The 17,019-nt window shown below is 43.4% G+C and carries 15 protein-coding genes and 1 rRNA gene; 7 read left to right on the top strand and 9 right to left on the bottom strand.

Annotated features, from left to right (window positions below; translation table 11 throughout):
• The first annotated feature begins 92 nt into the window (after window positions 1-92).
• From msrA to IQ457_RS11760, 3 genes are all read left to right on the top strand, one after another.
• Window positions 93-614: a peptide-methionine (S)-S-oxide reductase MsrA gene (gene msrA / locus IQ457_RS11770; RefSeq protein WP_144298101.1), complete on the top strand. Its 522-nt coding sequence runs from the start codon at window positions 93-95 to the stop codon at window positions 612-614.
• Between the two features lie 121 nt (window positions 615-735).
• A complete protein-coding gene (tmpT, locus tag IQ457_RS11765; RefSeq protein ID WP_200663468.1) occupies window positions 736-1,413 on the top strand; it encodes a thiopurine S-methyltransferase in 678 nt (225 codons plus the stop codon).
• A gap of 205 nt (window positions 1,414-1,618) precedes the next feature.
• Window positions 1,619-3,112: a lytic murein transglycosylase gene (locus tag IQ457_RS11760; RefSeq protein ID WP_200663466.1), complete on the top strand. Its 1,494-nt coding sequence runs from the start codon at window positions 1,619-1,621 to the stop codon at window positions 3,110-3,112.
• 156 nt (window positions 3,113-3,268) lie between these two features.
• Here IQ457_RS11760 and IQ457_RS11755 read toward each other — a convergent pair whose 3' ends face one another.
• The 4 genes from IQ457_RS11755 to IQ457_RS11740 all read right to left on the bottom strand — a co-directional run bounded on the left by IQ457_RS11755 (window position 3,269) and on the right by IQ457_RS11740 (window position 6,779).
• Entirely contained in the window at window positions 3,269-3,565 is a 297-nt protein-coding gene (locus tag IQ457_RS11755; protein ID WP_200663464.1) for a hypothetical protein, read from the bottom strand.
• Window positions 3,566-3,739: 174 nt separating this feature from the next.
• Entirely contained in the window at window positions 3,740-4,768 is a 1,029-nt protein-coding gene (locus tag IQ457_RS11750) for a DUF4062 domain-containing protein (RefSeq protein WP_342343316.1), read from the bottom strand.
• Window positions 4,769-4,995: 227 nt separating this feature from the next.
• On the bottom strand, window positions 4,996-6,000 hold the full coding sequence (gene murI, locus IQ457_RS11745; protein ID WP_200663460.1) for a glutamate racemase: 1,005 nt from the start codon (window positions 5,998-6,000) through the stop codon (window positions 4,996-4,998).
• A gap of 44 nt (window positions 6,001-6,044) precedes the next feature.
• Window positions 6,045-6,779, bottom strand: a complete 735-nt coding sequence (locus IQ457_RS11740) for a DUF1285 domain-containing protein (RefSeq protein ID WP_242465437.1) — start codon at window positions 6,777-6,779, stop codon at window positions 6,045-6,047.
• A gap of 676 nt (window positions 6,780-7,455) precedes the next feature.
• On the opposite strand from IQ457_RS11740, the gene IQ457_RS11735 reads away from it, so the two are divergent.
• Window positions 7,456-9,093: an electron transfer flavoprotein-ubiquinone oxidoreductase gene (locus IQ457_RS11735; RefSeq protein ID WP_200663498.1), complete on the top strand. Its 1,638-nt coding sequence runs from the start codon at window positions 7,456-7,458 to the stop codon at window positions 9,091-9,093.
• Between the two features lie 244 nt (window positions 9,094-9,337).
• Here IQ457_RS11735 and IQ457_RS11730 read toward each other — a convergent pair whose 3' ends face one another.
• Window positions 9,338-10,834 (bottom strand): alanine/glycine:cation symporter family protein, encoded by a 1,497-nt coding sequence (locus tag IQ457_RS11730; protein WP_200663456.1) that lies wholly within the window; start codon window positions 10,832-10,834, stop codon window positions 9,338-9,340.
• A 791-nt stretch (window positions 10,835-11,625) separates the two neighbouring features.
• On the opposite strand from IQ457_RS11730, the gene IQ457_RS11725 reads away from it, so the two are divergent.
• The 3 genes from IQ457_RS11725 (at window position 11,626) to IQ457_RS11715 (ending at window position 14,431) form a co-directional block, all read left to right on the top strand.
• Complete coding sequence (locus IQ457_RS11725; protein WP_068406957.1) at window positions 11,626-11,886, top strand: DUF4212 domain-containing protein; 261 nt, start codon at window positions 11,626-11,628, stop codon at window positions 11,884-11,886.
• A 4-nt stretch (window positions 11,887-11,890) separates the two neighbouring features.
• Window positions 11,891-13,759, top strand: a complete 1,869-nt coding sequence (locus IQ457_RS11720) for a sodium:solute symporter family protein (RefSeq protein ID WP_200663454.1) — start codon at window positions 11,891-11,893, stop codon at window positions 13,757-13,759.
• A gap of 126 nt (window positions 13,760-13,885) precedes the next feature.
• Window positions 13,886-14,431 carry a hypothetical protein gene (locus tag IQ457_RS11715; RefSeq protein WP_191692503.1) on the top strand — a complete coding sequence of 182 codons (546 nt, stop codon included), beginning with the start codon at window positions 13,886-13,888 and terminating at the stop codon, window positions 14,429-14,431.
• Here the strand turns inward: IQ457_RS11715 and IQ457_RS11710 are convergent.
• From IQ457_RS11710 to rrf, 4 genes are all read right to left on the bottom strand, one after another.
• Window positions 14,428-15,033, bottom strand: coding sequence for a rhomboid family intramembrane serine protease (locus IQ457_RS11710; protein ID WP_200663452.1), 606 nt, complete (start codon window positions 15,031-15,033; stop codon window positions 14,428-14,430). The two genes, IQ457_RS11715 and IQ457_RS11710, sit on opposite strands and share 4 nt — an antisense overlap.
• A gap of 41 nt (window positions 15,034-15,074) precedes the next feature.
• Window positions 15,075-16,130, bottom strand: coding sequence for a 5'-nucleotidase (locus tag IQ457_RS11705; RefSeq protein ID WP_200663450.1), 1,056 nt, complete (start codon window positions 16,128-16,130; stop codon window positions 15,075-15,077).
• 217 nt (window positions 16,131-16,347) lie between these two features.
• Window positions 16,348-16,566 (bottom strand): dodecin family protein, encoded by a 219-nt coding sequence (locus IQ457_RS11700; RefSeq protein ID WP_105246437.1) that lies wholly within the window; start codon window positions 16,564-16,566, stop codon window positions 16,348-16,350.
• Window positions 16,567-16,809: 243 nt separating this feature from the next.
• Window positions 16,810-16,924: ribosomal RNA gene (rrf, locus tag IQ457_RS11695) — 5S ribosomal RNA — on the bottom strand.
• Window positions 16,925-17,019: the final 95 nt, after the last annotated feature.

Raw genomic sequence — 17,019 nt, 5'->3', positions numbered from 1 at the left:
GACATAAAATTAGTATTGAAAGATGAGATATTGCAACCAAATAAAGACCTTAGCGCATCTCTATGACAACAGCTATAATAATAGGAACAATTATGCAAACCATTATCTTAGGCGGTGGCTGCTTTTGGTGCACCGAATCAGTATTTTTATCCGTAAAAGGCGTGCAATCTGTGGTGTCAGGCTATATGGGCGGCGATGCCGTTTCTGCTAACTACGAAGCGGTCTGTGGCGGTGATACCGGACACGTTGAAGTAATCAAGGTTGAATTTGATGAGTCTATCGTACCATTAGAAGTGGTGCTTGATGTGTTTTTTGCCACGCATGATCCCACCACCATGGATCGTCAAGGCAATGATGTCGGCAGCCAATACCGGAGCGTGGTTTTTTATACCGATGAGGCGCAAAAACCAACGGTCGACCGTACTATTAACAAATTACGTGACATGGGCCTTAATGTGGTGACAGAAGTCCATCCTGCTATGGAATTTTACAAAGCTGAAGACGCCCATCAAGATTTCTATAATAGAAACCCGGGTCAAGCCTATTGTAACTTTGCTATTCCGCCAAAACTTGCCAAACTACGCAAAGAATTTAGTGAGTATATGGTGCATTAAACAAGTAACGTAAGTTTTATACGCTATCAAAGCCAAGGGTTAAGACGCTTGGCTTTTTTATTGCGTTTAGCGGTATGATAATATCAAATATCTAAAGTATATATAGGTTAGGAATAAAGGTATGGATTCTAAATTTTGGCAACAGCGCTGGCAAGACGGACGTATTGGCTTTCATAAGTCTGACGTCAATCCTCAACTAATTGAGTATTTTTCTGAGCTCGCAGTGCCCATCAGTGGCCAAGTCTTGGTACCTTTATGCGGTAAATCAGTTGATATGGTATGGCTTGCGCACGCAGGCTATGACGTCGTTGGCGTCGAGCTGGTGGAAACGGCTGTGCAAGCGTTCTTTGCTGAGCAAAAGGTTATCCCTACTATTACTGAATTTACGAGCGCTACTGTTAACGCCATTTTAAAACGCTATCAGGGTCAGCTAGCTGGGCAAACCATTACTTTATGGGCAGCAGATATTTTTGCCCTGAGCGCCACAGATATAGGTGAGATTAATGCCGTTTATGATAGAGCAGCATTGATAGCCTTGCCAGCAACGATGCGTGCTGATTATAGTGCGCAAATAGTCAAACTTAGCAATCATGCGCCACAACTATTAATCACCCTAAACTATGACCAAAGTAAAAAAGACGGCCCGCCTTTTTCGATTAGTCAGCAGCAGTTACAGCAGTATTATGATACCGACTATAAAATTATCGAGTTTGAAAACCAGTCATCAACCCTTAATGCGGCATCTGAGCTAGCCGTAACTGAACAAGTTTGGCTATTAAGTCCTTCATTCACTCATTAACTGCCGCTAAACAGCAAAAAGGCAAAAAAGCTTGCTTAAGCATGATAGCCAAACCCTCTCTTAACCTCACGCTCACGTCAATTTATAGTAACCGAGTGCTTCGATACCTTTTCTTTACTATTGAGATTGGTTACTCTAAGTTCATACTGCTTAATTCAGCTTTGTTCTCTTTCAATGACTATTTCGATGTTTATAGGATATTTCCATGCGTTTTTCTTCGACCTCTACGTTATCGCTACTTAGCATCGCGATTGGCCTCAGCTTTGCCAGTACTGCGCAAGCGGCCAAACCACCAGCACCAGACCTATCTAATAGCCAGTTTCAACAGTGCTTAGATGGTTTAAAAAACTCTAGTAAATTCCGCGGCGTCGATAGCTATACGTTTAATAACTATCGTCCAAGCCAGCCTGACCCTAGTGTGATTCAGTCACTCAATTACCAGCCTGAATTTCAAAAGGACGTTTGGGATTATTTGTCATCATTGGTAGATAAAGAGCGGGTCGAAGATGGTATTCGGGCTAAGCACCAATGGGCAGATACCTTGCGCCGCATTGAATCGCGCTATGGGGTCAAAGCTGAGCATGTACTGGGCGTATGGGGCGTGGAGTCAAACTTTGGTCAGACATTGGGTAAAAAGCCCTTGTTTGAATCTTTAGCGACGCTGTCATGTTTTGATCGTCGTCAAAGCTACTTCCAAGGCGAATATGCCAATGCGCTAAAAATCGTCCAAAATGGCGATATTGCACCTAGTGATATGACCGGCTCATGGGCAGGTGCATTTGGGCAAACGCAGTTTATGCCAAGTACCTTTTTAGAACTGGCTGTCGATTTCGATGGTGATGGCCGCCGCGACTTAGTTAATAGCGTCCCTGATGCGCTCGCCTCTACTGCCAACTTTTTGGACAAACGTGGTTACCGTACCGGCGAGCCATGGGGTTATGAAGTCAAACTGCCGAGTGGTTTTTGGGGCGCATCAAACCGTAAAGACAAAAAATCTATCAGCCATTGGCGCAATCAAGGGCTGACATTGGCGAACGGCAGCCCTCTGCCTTCTACCTTGGGCAGCGCAGGTTTATTATTACCAGCCGGCACTGATGGCCCAGCATTCTTGGTGGGTAAAAACTTCGACACGTTTTATTCGTATAACGCTTCAGAAAATTATGCTTTAGCAATTGCCCACTTATCAGACTTAATCGCGCGTGAAGACAGCAGCAAAACCGACTTTGTCACTGCCTGGCCGACGGACGACCCTGGTATTAGCCGTCAGCAATCTAAAGATATCCAGCAAGCATTATTAAATGCAGGCTACGATATTGGCGAAGTGGACGGTATCATTGGTGATAATACGCGTACGGCGATTCAGCAATATCAATCAAGCCATGGCATCTTTCCAGCCGATGGACGCGCCGGACAAAAATTTTATCGCGCCATCGTTGGTAATAGTGCTGCAAGCACTTCCCAATATGGCAATCCGTACGGACAACCAGCAAACAGTCGTCCTTTAAACCCTGCGCCTGCAGACCGTATGGGGCAATTGATTCAACAGCAAACTGGCAGCTCAAACTCTAATCCTTACTCGGTACAGCCGTCTGTGCAGCCAACCGTTAGACCATCAACCTCATCGGGCAATACGCGTTATCGCCGGGTTACCAGTCCTGATGGTACGATAAAGCTTGTACGTGTCGATGAAGGTTCATAATTAGCTAAGCTAAGGAATGATTTATTTAGTATCTACAAGCATGTATTAGCGACTAATAAAAAAGCCACGCAAATGAGCGTGGCTTTTTTATTAAATGAATTGAATAAATTGGAATAAATACGGTCATCATTCTATTATTTTGTTAAATAATACCTACTAGATAACAGGTGGCGGATTTGGTTTTCCATTATCGCCATCCCAATTTTCGCGGGCTTTGTCATCTAAATCCGCAGGCGTTTTTGGTTTCCATTTACCGTTTTCTTTCCACGTCGCATCACCCCAGTCAGCATCTTCTTCCTTTCTATCCAAGTCCTTATAGGCTTGGGTTGGGTCAATGCCGCGGCGCTTCATATCGGCGACTTGTTCTTCGAGCGTACGAAACTGGTCGGCTTCAAGCATGGTTTCTTCTAAGCTGGTTAGTTCACTATTTAATTTTTTTTTGGCATCACTCATTGTTCGTTCTCCCTAATTATTAAGCATTATTATGTATTTATACGCTTATTATTACGGGTATTGCTCAGCTTCACAACTACAGAGACGTATGCTTTGTATTACAAAGGGTAAGCGGTGGCTTATAAATGGATTTTTTATCAATGAGAATTATAAATAGAACAGAGAGCGCTTGCCCTAGCTAAGCGGTAAAGTTGGCGCATTAGGTATGGTGGTATTACTGTCTGTTAATAAGCTCTTCGCATAAAAGGTGAGTTTCCATAGCTCTTGTGACACGCGCGTGCCATAGGTGGTGAGTTGAATCCAGTTAGCCGCCACCAACTGCCGCTGTAATTGGTTTAAGTCATCTTGATAAATCTGACAACGGGCCACCGCGTGAACATTTGGCATGTCATTTTTGATATCTGTTTCAGCTTTGACTGCGATTAAGCGATTAATGGCGCTCTGTAAACCATAGCTTGAAAAGGTAGCCGGTATTTTTATTAAGGCGATGAGCACTTCTTGCCACGATAAAGTCATAGGGCGGGTGACGTCGGTTAAATTACCGCCTTCATAGGCTTGGGCTTTGTACTGAATCTCAAAAGTGTCTGTCAGCACCAGTGGCTTGCTGACACTATCGGCTGCTAAATGATCGGTAACAGCAGGGCGAGATTGGGTAAGTTTGGCTTTCTTGGTAGAAAAGCTCGTAGCCGTTTCTTCGGCCAGTGCCGATTTATTGGCTTTCATCAGCTCGTCGCTCACTCTTACCCAGCCGTCCCCTACTTCATGATTGGCGACCATTTTATAGAAGGCCTGAATGAGTAGCTGCTCGATATCATTTTCTGTTTCATAGTAATAAATCTTATCGGCTTTTTTGGTCACCATGTTGGTGAATTCTTGCAGCTGCCGACTGATATTGACCTCGTTATGATGACTTTTGACCAATATTAACAAGGGTTTGAGCTTGGCTTTGGCATTGAGATAGCTCAAATGCATTTGACTGACACCAGTATTTTGCGCCGTGCCATAGCTATCACCGATTATCATCAGCGCATAATCGCAAGCATCGATACACTGGCGACCATATAACGCCGCTTTGGGTAATTTGCTAGAAACGTCATAGGTTAAAAATGCGCGGCCTTGGAAAAACATCGCCACACTGTCTAAAACCAACAGTTGGTCGTTGTCAGCGCATATGACGTGAATATGATAGCGACGGTTTGACACAATCACCTCTAAACTTATTAGTCATATAAATGAAAGTTATCTCGATTGTTATCGAAAAGCGATAGCATCAGAGCCTGTCTAATATTCTGTTTGGCAAATACTAGCCTAGCATTATATTACGCGAATACGTTTAATTTATTGCTAATTCCACTAATATATTGCGGGATTATAACAGCTACTTCACTATTGCACAGGCAAAAAACCCTATTAGACTAAAACAAAAGGGCTTAAGGCGAAAGAATATACTGTATACGAGACTGTTTACCCAATAAACGTCGCACTACAGCGCCGAGCTGTTTATCATACTTAGTCGCATAAAAAGTCAAAGCCGGCGGTATATCTATAGCGGTCGCTAGGCCATTTAACGCTTCATTAGCTGATACCTTAACGGGTAATGCTAACAACTGTTCTGCTATCAATAGCTGCTTAACGCGCTCAGCGATTGCATGCCCCGAATCGACAATATGTAGCGCTAACTGCTGCTGAGTAATTTCTTGGCGTAAAAACGCTTTAAAAAATGGATAATGGGTACAGCCTAATACCAACTGATCGACGCCATCTTGCGAAAATTGCTGCAATTGCAGGCGTAAATCCTGAGCCGTTTTGCTGTCTTTAGGCATACCTGACTCAACCCAAGGGACTAAGTTTGGGTCAAAGTATTTGGAGACTCTGGTGGCATGAGGAATGGCAACATTCGTAATGACGTCATTTAGTAGCGCACCGTTTAACGTCGCTTTCGTTGCCAATACGGCTACGTGATGAGTTTTGCTGGCCAATACCGCAGGTTTTAAAGCAGGCACCAGACCAACAATAAGCAGCTGCGGATAATAGCGTCTGGCCGTCTCTAACGCATACGCCGAAGCACTATTACAGGCGATGACGATAAGCTTGCAGCCTTGTTGGTATAGCCATGCCACTGCAGCGAGCGTTAAGGCTTTAATGTCTTCACTATCACGATTGCCATACGGTACATGCAAGGTATCGGCATAATAAACGTAACGCTCATGCGGTAATTGCTGAGCCAGATGTAGATAGACCGACAAGCCGCCGACGCCCGAATCGAACAAGCCGATTGGCGCACTGCGTTCCTTTTTAAGCGCGTTATTTATCACGCTATCATCTGCTTTAAGCGTTTTAAAACTATCATTAATAAATGTGGTTTTGTGCGTCTCAAGGCTATCAATAATATCAAGGCTTGTATTATCAGGCACTGCTTTTACGGCAACCTTCATTGCTTTCTTACCGCCGTTCTTATATAAGTATTAAATATAGTCTATTATGAATCTGATGGCATTGATAACGTATAAGCGTTATCACCACTTTGCAGCGTTAGTATCGTCTCACCTTCACGCTCTGTCAATTCACCAATTTCTGTTAAATGATAAAAAGCGTTACGTCCAATCAATGCTTCCAAGCCGTTTCGTACCATCATATAAGGACGAATTTGCGTAGAGCTTTCTGTACTTTTATTATCTTCTTTATTCTTAATTTTGTCAGAATGGCTATTGTCATCAGAGTCTTTCATTGTATAAGCACGCAAACTAATCGGATGTTCATCATCTAAACGCACTACATCACCGGTGGTGGTCGTAAATTCTAGCCAGCTTTCACCTTGTTCTTCAACGATACCAACATCGTTAATCAGTAACGGCGCATCTTCTACGTGGATACGCAGTTTTTGTACCGGTGTCTTTAAAAAATACTCAACCGCGCCATTATTTTCTTCTTTCCACAAAATAGTGGCAAACAAACTGACTAATGACTGACGGGTCATGTGCCCGCCTTCGTGCCACCACTCGCCGTTGGCTTTGATGGTTAGATCCATGTCCGTTACTTGCTCAGGATGCCAGTTCTCAAGCGGCGGTATAGCGCGCCCTTCGCGTATACTTGGCGCTGACTTAAAATACTGACTCAAAGCATCCATACCATTTGGCGCAGATACCTTGTCATTCGTGACTTTGAGGCTATCTTTATCATTAGAATTGTCGTTTTTATTATCGTCATTCATCATAAAATCCTTTATGTAGTAATCAAAGTTTGGCGCATCTATTATTACTATAAATTTTTGTTTCGGGTATGATGAAAGCCTATCGTCATTGTACCCCATTATTTCCCTCTTACCTTAACATTGATACCCAGAAATGCGTATCGTGTTTGTAGGACTTTTCTTTTATAATGAGTAACGATTATTTATTTGCAATGGTTCAGTGGGTGTTGAATTAACAACACATTTTACGTTATGGGTGCTAGATTTTACGTCAATCTTTGTACGCTTAACGTCGTCAATTGATGCCGCAAAGACAGTTCTTATCGGGCAGCCATATGTCTGAGTAACGTTAGCGCCGCAAGCTTTATTATTCAATTGTTAAGCTAATGATGCCCTGAGATAAGCCACTAAAAGTTTAGGAGTAGGTATGCAAGAGCAAGACAATCAAAAGCCTGTTGTTGATAATGACACTGTTAGCAACGACGTTGTTAATAATGACACTGTCAGTAACGACACTGTAAATAGCGACATCGCACATACTGATGTAGCCGTAGAAGAAGTCGCCACTACTGAAGAAAGCGCTGCAACTGAGGCGACAGACGTTGCCGCTGAGCCAGTAGAAGCCACTACTGCAACAGAAGCAACGCCCGAGCCAGCCGTAGAACCAGAAACTACTGAGCCTGAAATCGAACGTGAATCAATGGAATTTGATGTCATCATCGTCGGCGGCGGCCCAGCGGGTTTATCAGCGGCCATTCGTCTGCGTCAGCTTGCTATCGCAGCGGGCAATGATGAGTTCATGGTTTGTGTGGTCGAAAAAGGCTCAGAGTTTGGTGCCCATACCTTATCTGGCGCGGTTATTGAGCCGCGCGCTTTAAACGAGCTAATACCAGATTGGAAAGAAAAAGGCGCACCACTAAACGTACCTGCCATTGAAGACCGCGTTTATATGCTCGGTTCTGCGACCAAAGCAACCAAGCTCCCTGATTCTATCGTGCCTGCCAGCATGCACAATGAAGGTAACTACATTGTCTCATTGGGCAACGTCGTTCGCTGGTTAGCTGAGCAAGCAGAAGAGCTTGAAGTCATGATGTTCCCAGGCTTTGCTGCCGATGAGATTTTATATAATGACGACGGTTCGGTAAGAGGGGTTTTGACCGGCGACATGGGCGTAGCTGCCAATGGTGAAGCCAAGCCAAGCTTTGAGCCAGGTTACGAGCTGCTAGGTAAATACACCATCTTTGCCGAAGGTTGCCGTGGACATTTGGGCAAGCGCCTCATCAGCCGTTTCGCGCTTGATAAAGACTCGGACCCTCAGCATTATGGTATCGGTCTAAAAGAGCTATGGGAAGTCAGCCCAGAGAAGCACGAGCAAGGCGTGGTCATGCATGGTTCAGGTTGGCCATTAACGGATACCGGCTCATCTGGCGGTTGGTGGTTGTACTTCGATGAAAACAACCAAGTCAGCTTTGGTATGGTCATCGACCTATCGTACTCAAACCCTTATATGTCACCGTTTGATGAGATGCAGCGCCTAAAACTTCATCCAGTCATTCGCAACGTCTTAGAAGGCGGCAAACGCCTGTCATACGGCGCGCGTGCGTTGACCAAAGGCGGCTTAAACTCCTTACCAAAATTCACCTTCCCAGGTGGCGTGTTGGTCGGTGATGATGCAGGCTTCTTAAACCCTGCCAAAATCAAAGGTACGCACACCTCAATGAAGTCAGGTATGTTGGCGGCTGAAGCGATTTTTGAAGCGTTACAAGCAGGCCGTGAGTATGACGACGTGGTTGCCTATAGCACCATGTATAAAGAATCATGGCTGTATCAAGACAACTACGAAGCGCGTAACTTTGCCCCAGCCATGCACCGTATGGGTCAATGGATGGGCGGCGCCTTTACCTTTATCGAGCAAAATTTGCTTGGCGGTAAAATGCCTTTGACCATTCATGATAATAAGAGAGATTATGATCAGCTAGAGCGTGCGGCGCATGCTTATCAGCCAACCTATCCTAAGCCAGATGGTAAGCTGATATTTGATAAGCTGTCATCAGTCTTTATCTCCAACACCAACCACGCTGAAGACCAACCGACGCATCTGAAACTCACCGATCCTACGGTGCCTGTTTCAATTAACTTACCGCTGTATGCTGAGCCTGCGCGTCTGTACTGCCCAGCTGGCGTTTACGAGGTGGTGAAAGATGCCGAAGGTGCTAAGTTTGTTATCAATGCGCAAAACTGTGTGCATTGTAAAACCTGTGATATCAAAGACCCGTCACAGAACATTACTTGGGTAACGCCAGAGGGCGGCGGCGGTCCTAACTATCCAAACATGTAAATCATGTTTGATATAATTATGGTTTAATAAAAAACCGCTCTTAATATAAGAGCGGTTTTTTTATGCTTGTATGATCCACTCGAAATAAAGACAATACGCTAGTAGCTAGCGTACGACTGGGATAAATTTTCCTTGCTTGCTGTTATCATAGAGGCTACGAAAAATTCATCTAAGTCACACTGCAGCGCTTTTAAAGCGAACCTACTATATTTAATAGAATAACTTTTTAGCTTACCAAAAAGATCTAATCAGTCCACGCATCACGGTTGGCTTCATCTTTTAGTTTCACAAAATCATCGGGGTCAAATTTGATTTGCTCGCCGGTTTTGCCTTCTTTGATTTGTCTTTCATAATCACGCAAAATTCTAAGCGCCACTGGCGACAAGATTAAAATCGCTATCAAGTTGACGAGTGCCATGAGACCCATTGATAAGTCAGCGAAGTTCCAAATAGCAGGTAAGCTAGCAATAGCACCAACAAATACCATGCCTAAAACCATAAAACGGAAAATCATAATCATGACTTTGGCATTTTTTTCACCAGAGATAAATTCAAGATTGGACTCACCATAACTGTAGTTGGCAATGATAGAGGTAAACGAGAAGAAGAAAATCGCAATCGCGACAAAAACTACGCCCATATCGCCCACATACTGCGACAGCGCCAATTGGGTTAATTGAATACCTTCTTGTTCGACATTTGGATCGACGACCCCTGAAAGTATAATAATCGCCGCGGTTGCCGTACAGATAACCAGCGTATCCATAAAGACACCGAGCATTTGCATAAAGCCTTGCACCGCTGGATGGTCAGGATGGCTTTTTGCCGTCGCTGCGGCATTGGGCGCTGAACCCATACCCGCTTCGTTCGAAAACAAACCACGCTTGATACCATTAATCATCGCCTGCGCAATACCATACCCAATCACACCGCCCGCCGCTTGCTCAAAACCAAAGGCTGATTTTACAATCAAGGCAACGGCTGCTGGGAATTCGCTAAAGTTGGTGATAATAATATAAAGCGCCAATAAGATATAAAGAATCGCCATGACTGGCACGATTTTACCTGCAATACGTGCAACCGAGCGTAGTCCGCCAAATACCACTGGGGCGACGAGCGCGACCAGTATTAACCCTGTCATCCATGTTGGAACACCAAACGCTTCATTGGTCGCCTGCGCAATCGTATTCGACTGCACGCCATTGAACGCCAAACCAAACGCAACCAGCAGGCAAAGCGAGAAAAATATCGCCAGCCAGCGCTTGCCCAAACCTTTTTCGATATAGTAAGCCGGTCCACCGCGGTAAACATTGTCATTATGCGGCACTTTATAAGCTTGGGCTAAGGTTGACTCGATAAAACTGGTCGACATACCGACGAGCGCCGTCATCCACATCCAAAATACTGCGCCCGGTCCACCAAGATAGATAGCGATCGCTACCCCTGCCAGATTACCGGTACCGACGCGCGCCGCTAAAGACGTCATCAGCGCCTCAAACGAGCTGATACCACCATCTTTACGGCCTTGATTTGACACCCGTAATAATTGCCACATATGACCAAAGTGACGAAACTGAATAAAACGCGTAGCAACGGTGAAATATAGACCAGCCCCAATCAACACAAACATCAACAATCCATACCAAGGATTGCTGGCGATTAACCAATCGTTATTACCCCAGATAATACTAACGCCGTAATTCACGATGTTATTGAACCAGCCTGCTATGCCGTCACTCATACCTACTCCTCACTTACGTTTATAAATGTTACTTATTTTTATATAGAAAGACATTTAACTAATTATACCGCACATAATTCTGCTAAAAATCTCTACCAATAAGATGCCGTGTGCATTCTATAGAGATTAAGACGCCTACTACTATCAAATTTGGTTATTAAATTAGAAAAACTATTTATGAAATAAATGTTACTTACTGTTGAAGTCCTATAGAATGGAGAATGTAACAAATCAGTAGCATTGGTTAGACATTTAACGTACGATTTCAGTAATATTAAATGTTCTAAACATTTATAGAAGTCCACTTTATTACCGACCATGTTTTCTAACTACGATAGAGTGGATTTTATAGATATTAGCATTCAGTTGATATTGACTTATTGGCATGAATGACTAACGTATTAACAACTTTAAGACTCTTGTCAGGAAGACGGGATCGTAAAAAGACAGCGGATTGTTGACCCTCATCGTTTTTCCTCGATAAATCCCCTTTTTTTCTGCAAGACCCTCTTAAAAACCCTAGCATTTATGATGTCGTTTATTTAATTAAGTCAAATTAATAAATAAATGACTACTAAATCGCTTTATGACTGGTTCACATTTTAGTATTTGGTTTTTATTATTTTTCATTTGTGCGCATTTTTTCAGCTAAGCTGTTGAGTCATTTTGTATGAATCGTCTATAGGATGGTTTTTTTATAGACACAATTTCGCTTGAAGCGATAGACAAGAATAACTCATTAAGCTCAAATCAAATATTATGTTTTTAGGCAAGACAAAAGGAGTTGTCCTATGGAAAACCACAACGATCCATCTGGTTATTGGCGTGCCAATATCCGTCTCATTATAGGTTGCCTCGTTATTTGGGCCCTCTGTTCATACGGTTTCGGTATTTTATTTCGACCATTATTAACAGGGATTCGAATAGGCGGTACTGACCTAGGATTTTGGTTCGCTCAGCAAGGTTCCATTGGCGTATTTATCATTTTAATTTTCTTCTACGCATGGCGTATGAATAAGTTAGATAAACAATATGGTGTAGACGAGGAATAGCCCTATGAGTCAATTTACGATTAATATTATTTTTGTAGGTCTATCTTTCGCTTTATACTTCGGTATTGCATGGTGGGCACGCGCAGGTTCAACCAGTGAGTTCTATGTTGCTGGCGGCGGCGTGCATCCTGTAGTAAACGGTATGGCAACGGCTGCTGACTGGATGAGTGCGGCATCATTTATCTCGATGGCAGGTATTATTGCTACTGGCGGCTATGCGGCCTCAACTTATTTGATGGGTTGGACGGGTGGTTACGTTCTACTGGCCATGCTGCTTGCGCCTTACCTACGTAAATTTGGTAAGTTCACGGTTCCTGATTTTATTGGCGACCGTTTTTATTCTAAGACCGCAGCGATGATTGCCGTGGTTTGTTTGATTATTGCCTCAACCACTTACGTTATCGGTCAGATGACCGGCGCTGGGGTAGCATTCTCACGATTCTTAGAAGTGGATAATACCACCGGTCTGATTATTGCCGCGGTTGTTGTTTTCTTCTACGCCGTACTTGGTGGTATGAAAGGGATTACCTACACGCAGGTTGCGCAGTATGTGGTTCTGATGATTGCTTATACCATTCCTGCGGTGTTTATCTCACTTGAGCTGACAGGCAATCCGATTCCGGGTCTTGGTTTGTTCTCAAACCATGTGGAAGCCGGTATTCCTATCTTAGCTAAGCTTGATCAAATCGTCGTCGACTTAGGCTTTACCGCTTATACCGCTGACGTGCCAAACAAGCTAAACATGGTGTTATTCACTTTATCACTGATGATTGGTACCGCAGGCTTACCGCACGTTATCATTCGATTTTTCACCGTTCCTAAAGTTGCGGATGCGCGCTGGACGGCTGGCTGGACCTTGGTTTTCATCTCGCTACTATACTTCACTGCTCCTGCAGTAGGTGCAATGGCGCGTCTAAACCTAATCGATACCATTTATCCACAAGGTGTTGAAGAGCCTGCTATCGAGTACGATCAACGTCCAGACTGGATGAGAACGTGGGAAGACACGGGTCTTATTAAATATAACGATTTAAATAATGATGGTCGTATCCAGTTCTATAGCGATAGCGGACTTGGTGCAGCTGAGCTCGCAGCAGCGGCTGCCACTACTGACGGCGGTGATGTTGCGGCAACGACGGCGGCGGTTGAAGAAGCAAAAGCTGAACATGCTTTAGAGCGTGATGGTATCTTTGTCGATAGAGGCTGGGAAGGTAACGAGCTTGATGTCAACGCTGATATCTTAGTATTGGCCAATCCGGAAATTGCACAGCTACCAGGTTGGGTTATTGGTCTTATCGCCGCCGGTGGTTTGGCAGCAGCGCTTTCAACGGCAGCGGGTCTACTACTTGCTATCTCATCAGCAATCAGTCATGACTTGATTAAACGTAACTTAAATCCAAACATTACTGATGCAGGCGAGCTAAAAGTTGCCCGTATTACGATGGCAATTGCGATTGTGGTTGCGACTTGGCTTGGTATTAACCCGCCAGGATTTGCCGCACAGGTTGTGGCACTAGCCTTTGGTATTGCAGGTGCGTCACTGTTCCCTGCGCTGATGATGGGTATTTTCTCAAAACGTGTTAACAACTTGGGCGCTATCGCTGGTATGTTGACGGGCTTGATTAGTATCTTGGTGTATATCTTTATCTTTAAAGGCTGGTTCTTTATCAGTGGTACAGCAAGCTTCCCTGATACAGAAGAGTATTGGTTGTTCGGTATCTCGCCACTATCATTTGGTGCGGTTGGTGCATTACTGAACTTTATCGTGGCATTTATTGTTTCTTATGCAACGACGCCACCGCCAGCGCATATCCAAGAATTGGTTGAAAGTGTTCGTTCTCCACGCGGAGCTGGCGGCGCAATCGATCACTAATCTAGACGATATTATGTGCTATTCTTTGTAAGATAATCACTCACCGGCAGCAACTGCTTGTGAGTGATTTTTTTATCTTTTTATAAATTGGTTTTAAATGCGCTGATGGCGTTAAGGAAAAATCTTATGCTTTTTGAGTTTATCGCCACCATAGCTGCTGGATTTGGTATGGCTGGGATAGCACTAATCATAACTCATCTCAGCAAACTGGCAGGAAAAAAAGCCCCAAGATGGCTGATTCCATTATTTGGGGCGATTGGTATTTTTGGCTTTCAAATCAGCCAAGAATATAGCTGGTTCGAGCAGCAAACTGCGCAACTACCTAACGGCGTGCATGTGGTGAAAAAAGTTGAACAGAGCACATGGTTTCGTCCTTGGTCATATATCAAACCACAAACCTTTCGTTTTATGGCCGCAGACAGTGGGCACGCGCGCGCTAATGCTGATAATCCAGATGTTTATTTGGTGAATTTATATTTGTTTGAGCGACGTCGAAGTGTGCAGCAAGTACCGCAAGTTATTGACTGTGCTGCCCCTGCCCGCGCCGATTATGTATTGCAAGAAAAGGATAGCAAGCTGAGCATTGATGAACATGTGAAGCAAACCACTAAGTGGCGGCCATTAGAAAAAAATGATCCGTTATATATCAACGTTTGTATCAATAAAAGTTAATAACGCGTGTTGATACTGGCATAAGCATGCTTTGAGTTTGCCCCTAATAATAAGCCGGCGCATAGTCCGCCAAAATGCGCCGCCAATGAGATACCTTGCTGCGGCATCAAACCTTGTTTGATGATCAACCAGTAACCAGTTCCCATGACGATGCAAGCAAGCAGATAACCCCAGCGCCGCGCAAATAACGCTCCGCCTATCATATAACCCAGCATCGCAAAACATAGCCCCGACGCGCCGATATGAATCGACAATGGCGAACCGATAATCCAAGTCGCCAATCCTGACGCCACGATCAATTTAATTACCGTACGATAAGCATTATTTTCAAATAGTCCGAACAAAAATAAAATTTGTAATAACGTCAATGTATTACCAAGTAAGTGAGAAAAGTTGCCATGCATCGTCCATGACGCAACTACCCCAATCATACTACCCAAATCTAACGCCCGTGGCACAATCCCAAAGATATTCCATAGCCCGAAAAGCAGTGTTTCATTGAGAAAAAACATGCCCCACATCGGTATAAGAACAAACGCATATAAGCCAAAAACTTGCTTAATTCTGCGCGTTATTAAGCTAAATAATTGCTGCCACTTCATAACAAACCTTATCTTTTAAACCTTTGAATGTTATTAAAACCCTATTGCTCGCTCACAGAAGACAATGTGCTTTTTACAGGCTTAAATGACAATGATGAGGTGTCTTCTTCTGCCGTTAATACACTCTTGGCATGCAGCAAAGAGGTCGAATGATAAGGAACCAACGCCGTTGGCATAAAATTACGCGCGGCATCAATATGTTTAACCGAATCATCAAAGAAGATATGTGGCGCAAAGGTTTTTAATACTGCCGTCTTTTCAAGTCCGCCCAAAAAAAATGCCATGTCGAGATCAACACCCCAATCACGTAGCGTTTTAATCGCCCGTAAGTCCGCAGGGGCATTACGGGCAGTGACTAACGCTATCTTCATGGGAGAAGTATGCAAGCTTGCAGGCAATCGCTCTTGCATTTTTGACAGCTTAATCAACAGCTCTGCATAAGGTCCTTTTTCTATCGGCAAATCCTGCATTTCGGCTTCACGCTCATGAAAAGCCCGCAACCCTTTTTGTTTATAAAGCAGCTCACCTGAGTCATCAAACAATACCGCATCACCATCAAATGCGATACGCAGCTGCTTAGTATCGAGCTCATAAGTGTTTACTGGTGTGGCATCTAATATCGCACAGGCACAAATATTGGCATCGGCAACTTGCTGAGCGTCATCACGATTGGTGGTCAAAAACAAATCCACATTAAAATCTTTAATATAAGGCGCTATAGGGCTTCCGGATATAAACGCCGAGCGAGAAATGGTTAAGCCATGCTCACGAATCGCATTGAGCACCTGAATACCTGTATCAGGGCTACTTTTTGAGACAATCACCACTTCAACCAGCGGTGTATCAATACCTGAACTCTGCCCTTCACAATCATGGCAATAATTATTCAAATTTAACAATGCTTTAATAAGCGGATAGCCGGCTCCAATGCTGAGCGAATCATTCTCGCGTTCAGCCATATAGTCACGGAACTCTTTAATCGCCTCGCTGGGTCGCTGCTGTAATAATGCTATCAGATGATTTTCAGACTCTGATAAATCAAATAAAGCGGTTGCTGATATCGCAACGATCAAGGTATTGGTAAAATCAACTGCCATAGCTTTCTCTATTTATAAAAACTTTGTTAAAAAAATTATGTTAAAAATATCAAACGACCAGTTTACTACATCTACCTCAATCTATAATGTTAAGAAATTTCTATGAGTAAACCTTTGTTTTATGACGGATTAAAAGACATAAAAAAAGCCTGCATACACAGGCTTTTTATTTTTTAATAAATCAGGTCTACAAGTAATTCTATATTATTAATAATGATTAACTAAGGTCAGTATCTTCATTAATGACAAAGCTCACAATCATAATGACATGATACTTATTAATCTTACCATCGGTAATACCAACTTTCTGCTCTTTTACCCAAGCACCTTGAACATTGTTAACGGTTTTGGCGATACGCGCCACGCCTTTTTGAATAGCGTCTTCAAAACTTGTTTCTGAGGTGCTGCTTACTTCAATATTCTTTGCAATAGTCATAATCATCTCATCCTTGTGATTATTAATTTTTATGATATTAAGTTCATTTATAAAAGCCCATGTTTCTCTAGTAATCCTGCATCGATAACATGAACTGTAATAATCATAGCTTTAATAAGTCATCTCAACAATACATAGCTGTTAAGTTATGTATTAGGATATGTAAAATAGTTTTCTAACCTCAACCGCTAGACAAAGAAAAGCCCCTTAGCAATTAAGCTAAGGGGCGATTCAGGAATAGAGAGCTGACGATGACCTACTCTCACATGGCCGGAGCCACACTACCATTGGCGCGATGATGTTTCACTTCTGAGTTCGGGAAGGGATCAGGTGGTACCATCATGCTATTGTCGTCAGCAAAGGGGGTTAGATATGAGTCTGTGTGTTTTAATGACTAGTGTCATCTTAATCCAACTGAACCAAGGATTAAGGTGATATCGAAATAATTAGACT

Origin of the sequence: Psychrobacter sp. M9-54-1, from assembly GCF_016613355.1 — a bacterium.
Taxonomy (GTDB): domain Bacteria; phylum Pseudomonadota; class Gammaproteobacteria; order Pseudomonadales; family Moraxellaceae; genus Psychrobacter; species Psychrobacter faecalis.
This window is presented reverse-complemented; position numbering and strand designations above follow the sequence as displayed.

Bases quoted from the DNA above. Each gene is read 5' to 3' on its own strand.
- msrA (WP_144298101.1), top strand. From the start codon at position 93: ATGCAAACCATTATCTTAGGCGGTGGCTGCTTTTGGTGCACCGAATCA.
- tmpT (WP_200663468.1), top strand. From the start codon at position 736: ATGGATTCTAAATTTTGGCAACAGCGCTGGCAAGACGGACGTATTGGC.
- IQ457_RS11760 (WP_200663466.1), top strand. From the start codon at position 1,619: ATGCGTTTTTCTTCGACCTCTACGTTATCGCTACTTAGCATCGCGATT.
- IQ457_RS11755 (WP_200663464.1), bottom strand. From the start codon at position 3,565: ATGAGTGATGCCAAAAAAAAATTAAATAGTGAACTAACCAGCTTAGAA.
- murI (WP_200663460.1), bottom strand. From the start codon at position 6,000: ATGAAGGTTGCCGTAAAAGCAGTGCCTGATAATACAAGCCTTGATATT.
- IQ457_RS11740 (WP_242465437.1), bottom strand. From the start codon at position 6,779: ATGATGAATGACGATAATAAAAACGACAATTCTAATGATAAAGATAGC.
- IQ457_RS11735 (WP_200663498.1), top strand. From the start codon at position 7,456: ATGGAATTTGATGTCATCATCGTCGGCGGCGGCCCAGCGGGTTTATCA.
- IQ457_RS11730 (WP_200663456.1), bottom strand. From the start codon at position 10,834: ATGAGTGACGGCATAGCAGGCTGGTTCAATAACATCGTGAATTACGGC.
- IQ457_RS11725 (WP_068406957.1), top strand. From the start codon at position 11,626: ATGGAAAACCACAACGATCCATCTGGTTATTGGCGTGCCAATATCCGT.
- IQ457_RS11720 (WP_200663454.1), top strand. From the start codon at position 11,891: ATGAGTCAATTTACGATTAATATTATTTTTGTAGGTCTATCTTTCGCT.
- IQ457_RS11715 (WP_191692503.1), top strand. From the start codon at position 13,886: ATGCTTTTTGAGTTTATCGCCACCATAGCTGCTGGATTTGGTATGGCT.
- IQ457_RS11710 (WP_200663452.1), bottom strand. From the start codon at position 15,033: ATGAAGTGGCAGCAATTATTTAGCTTAATAACGCGCAGAATTAAGCAA.
- IQ457_RS11705 (WP_200663450.1), bottom strand. From the start codon at position 16,130: ATGGCAGTTGATTTTACCAATACCTTGATCGTTGCGATATCAGCAACC.
- IQ457_RS11700 (WP_105246437.1), bottom strand. From the start codon at position 16,566: ATGACTATTGCAAAGAATATTGAAGTAAGCAGCACCTCAGAAACAAGT.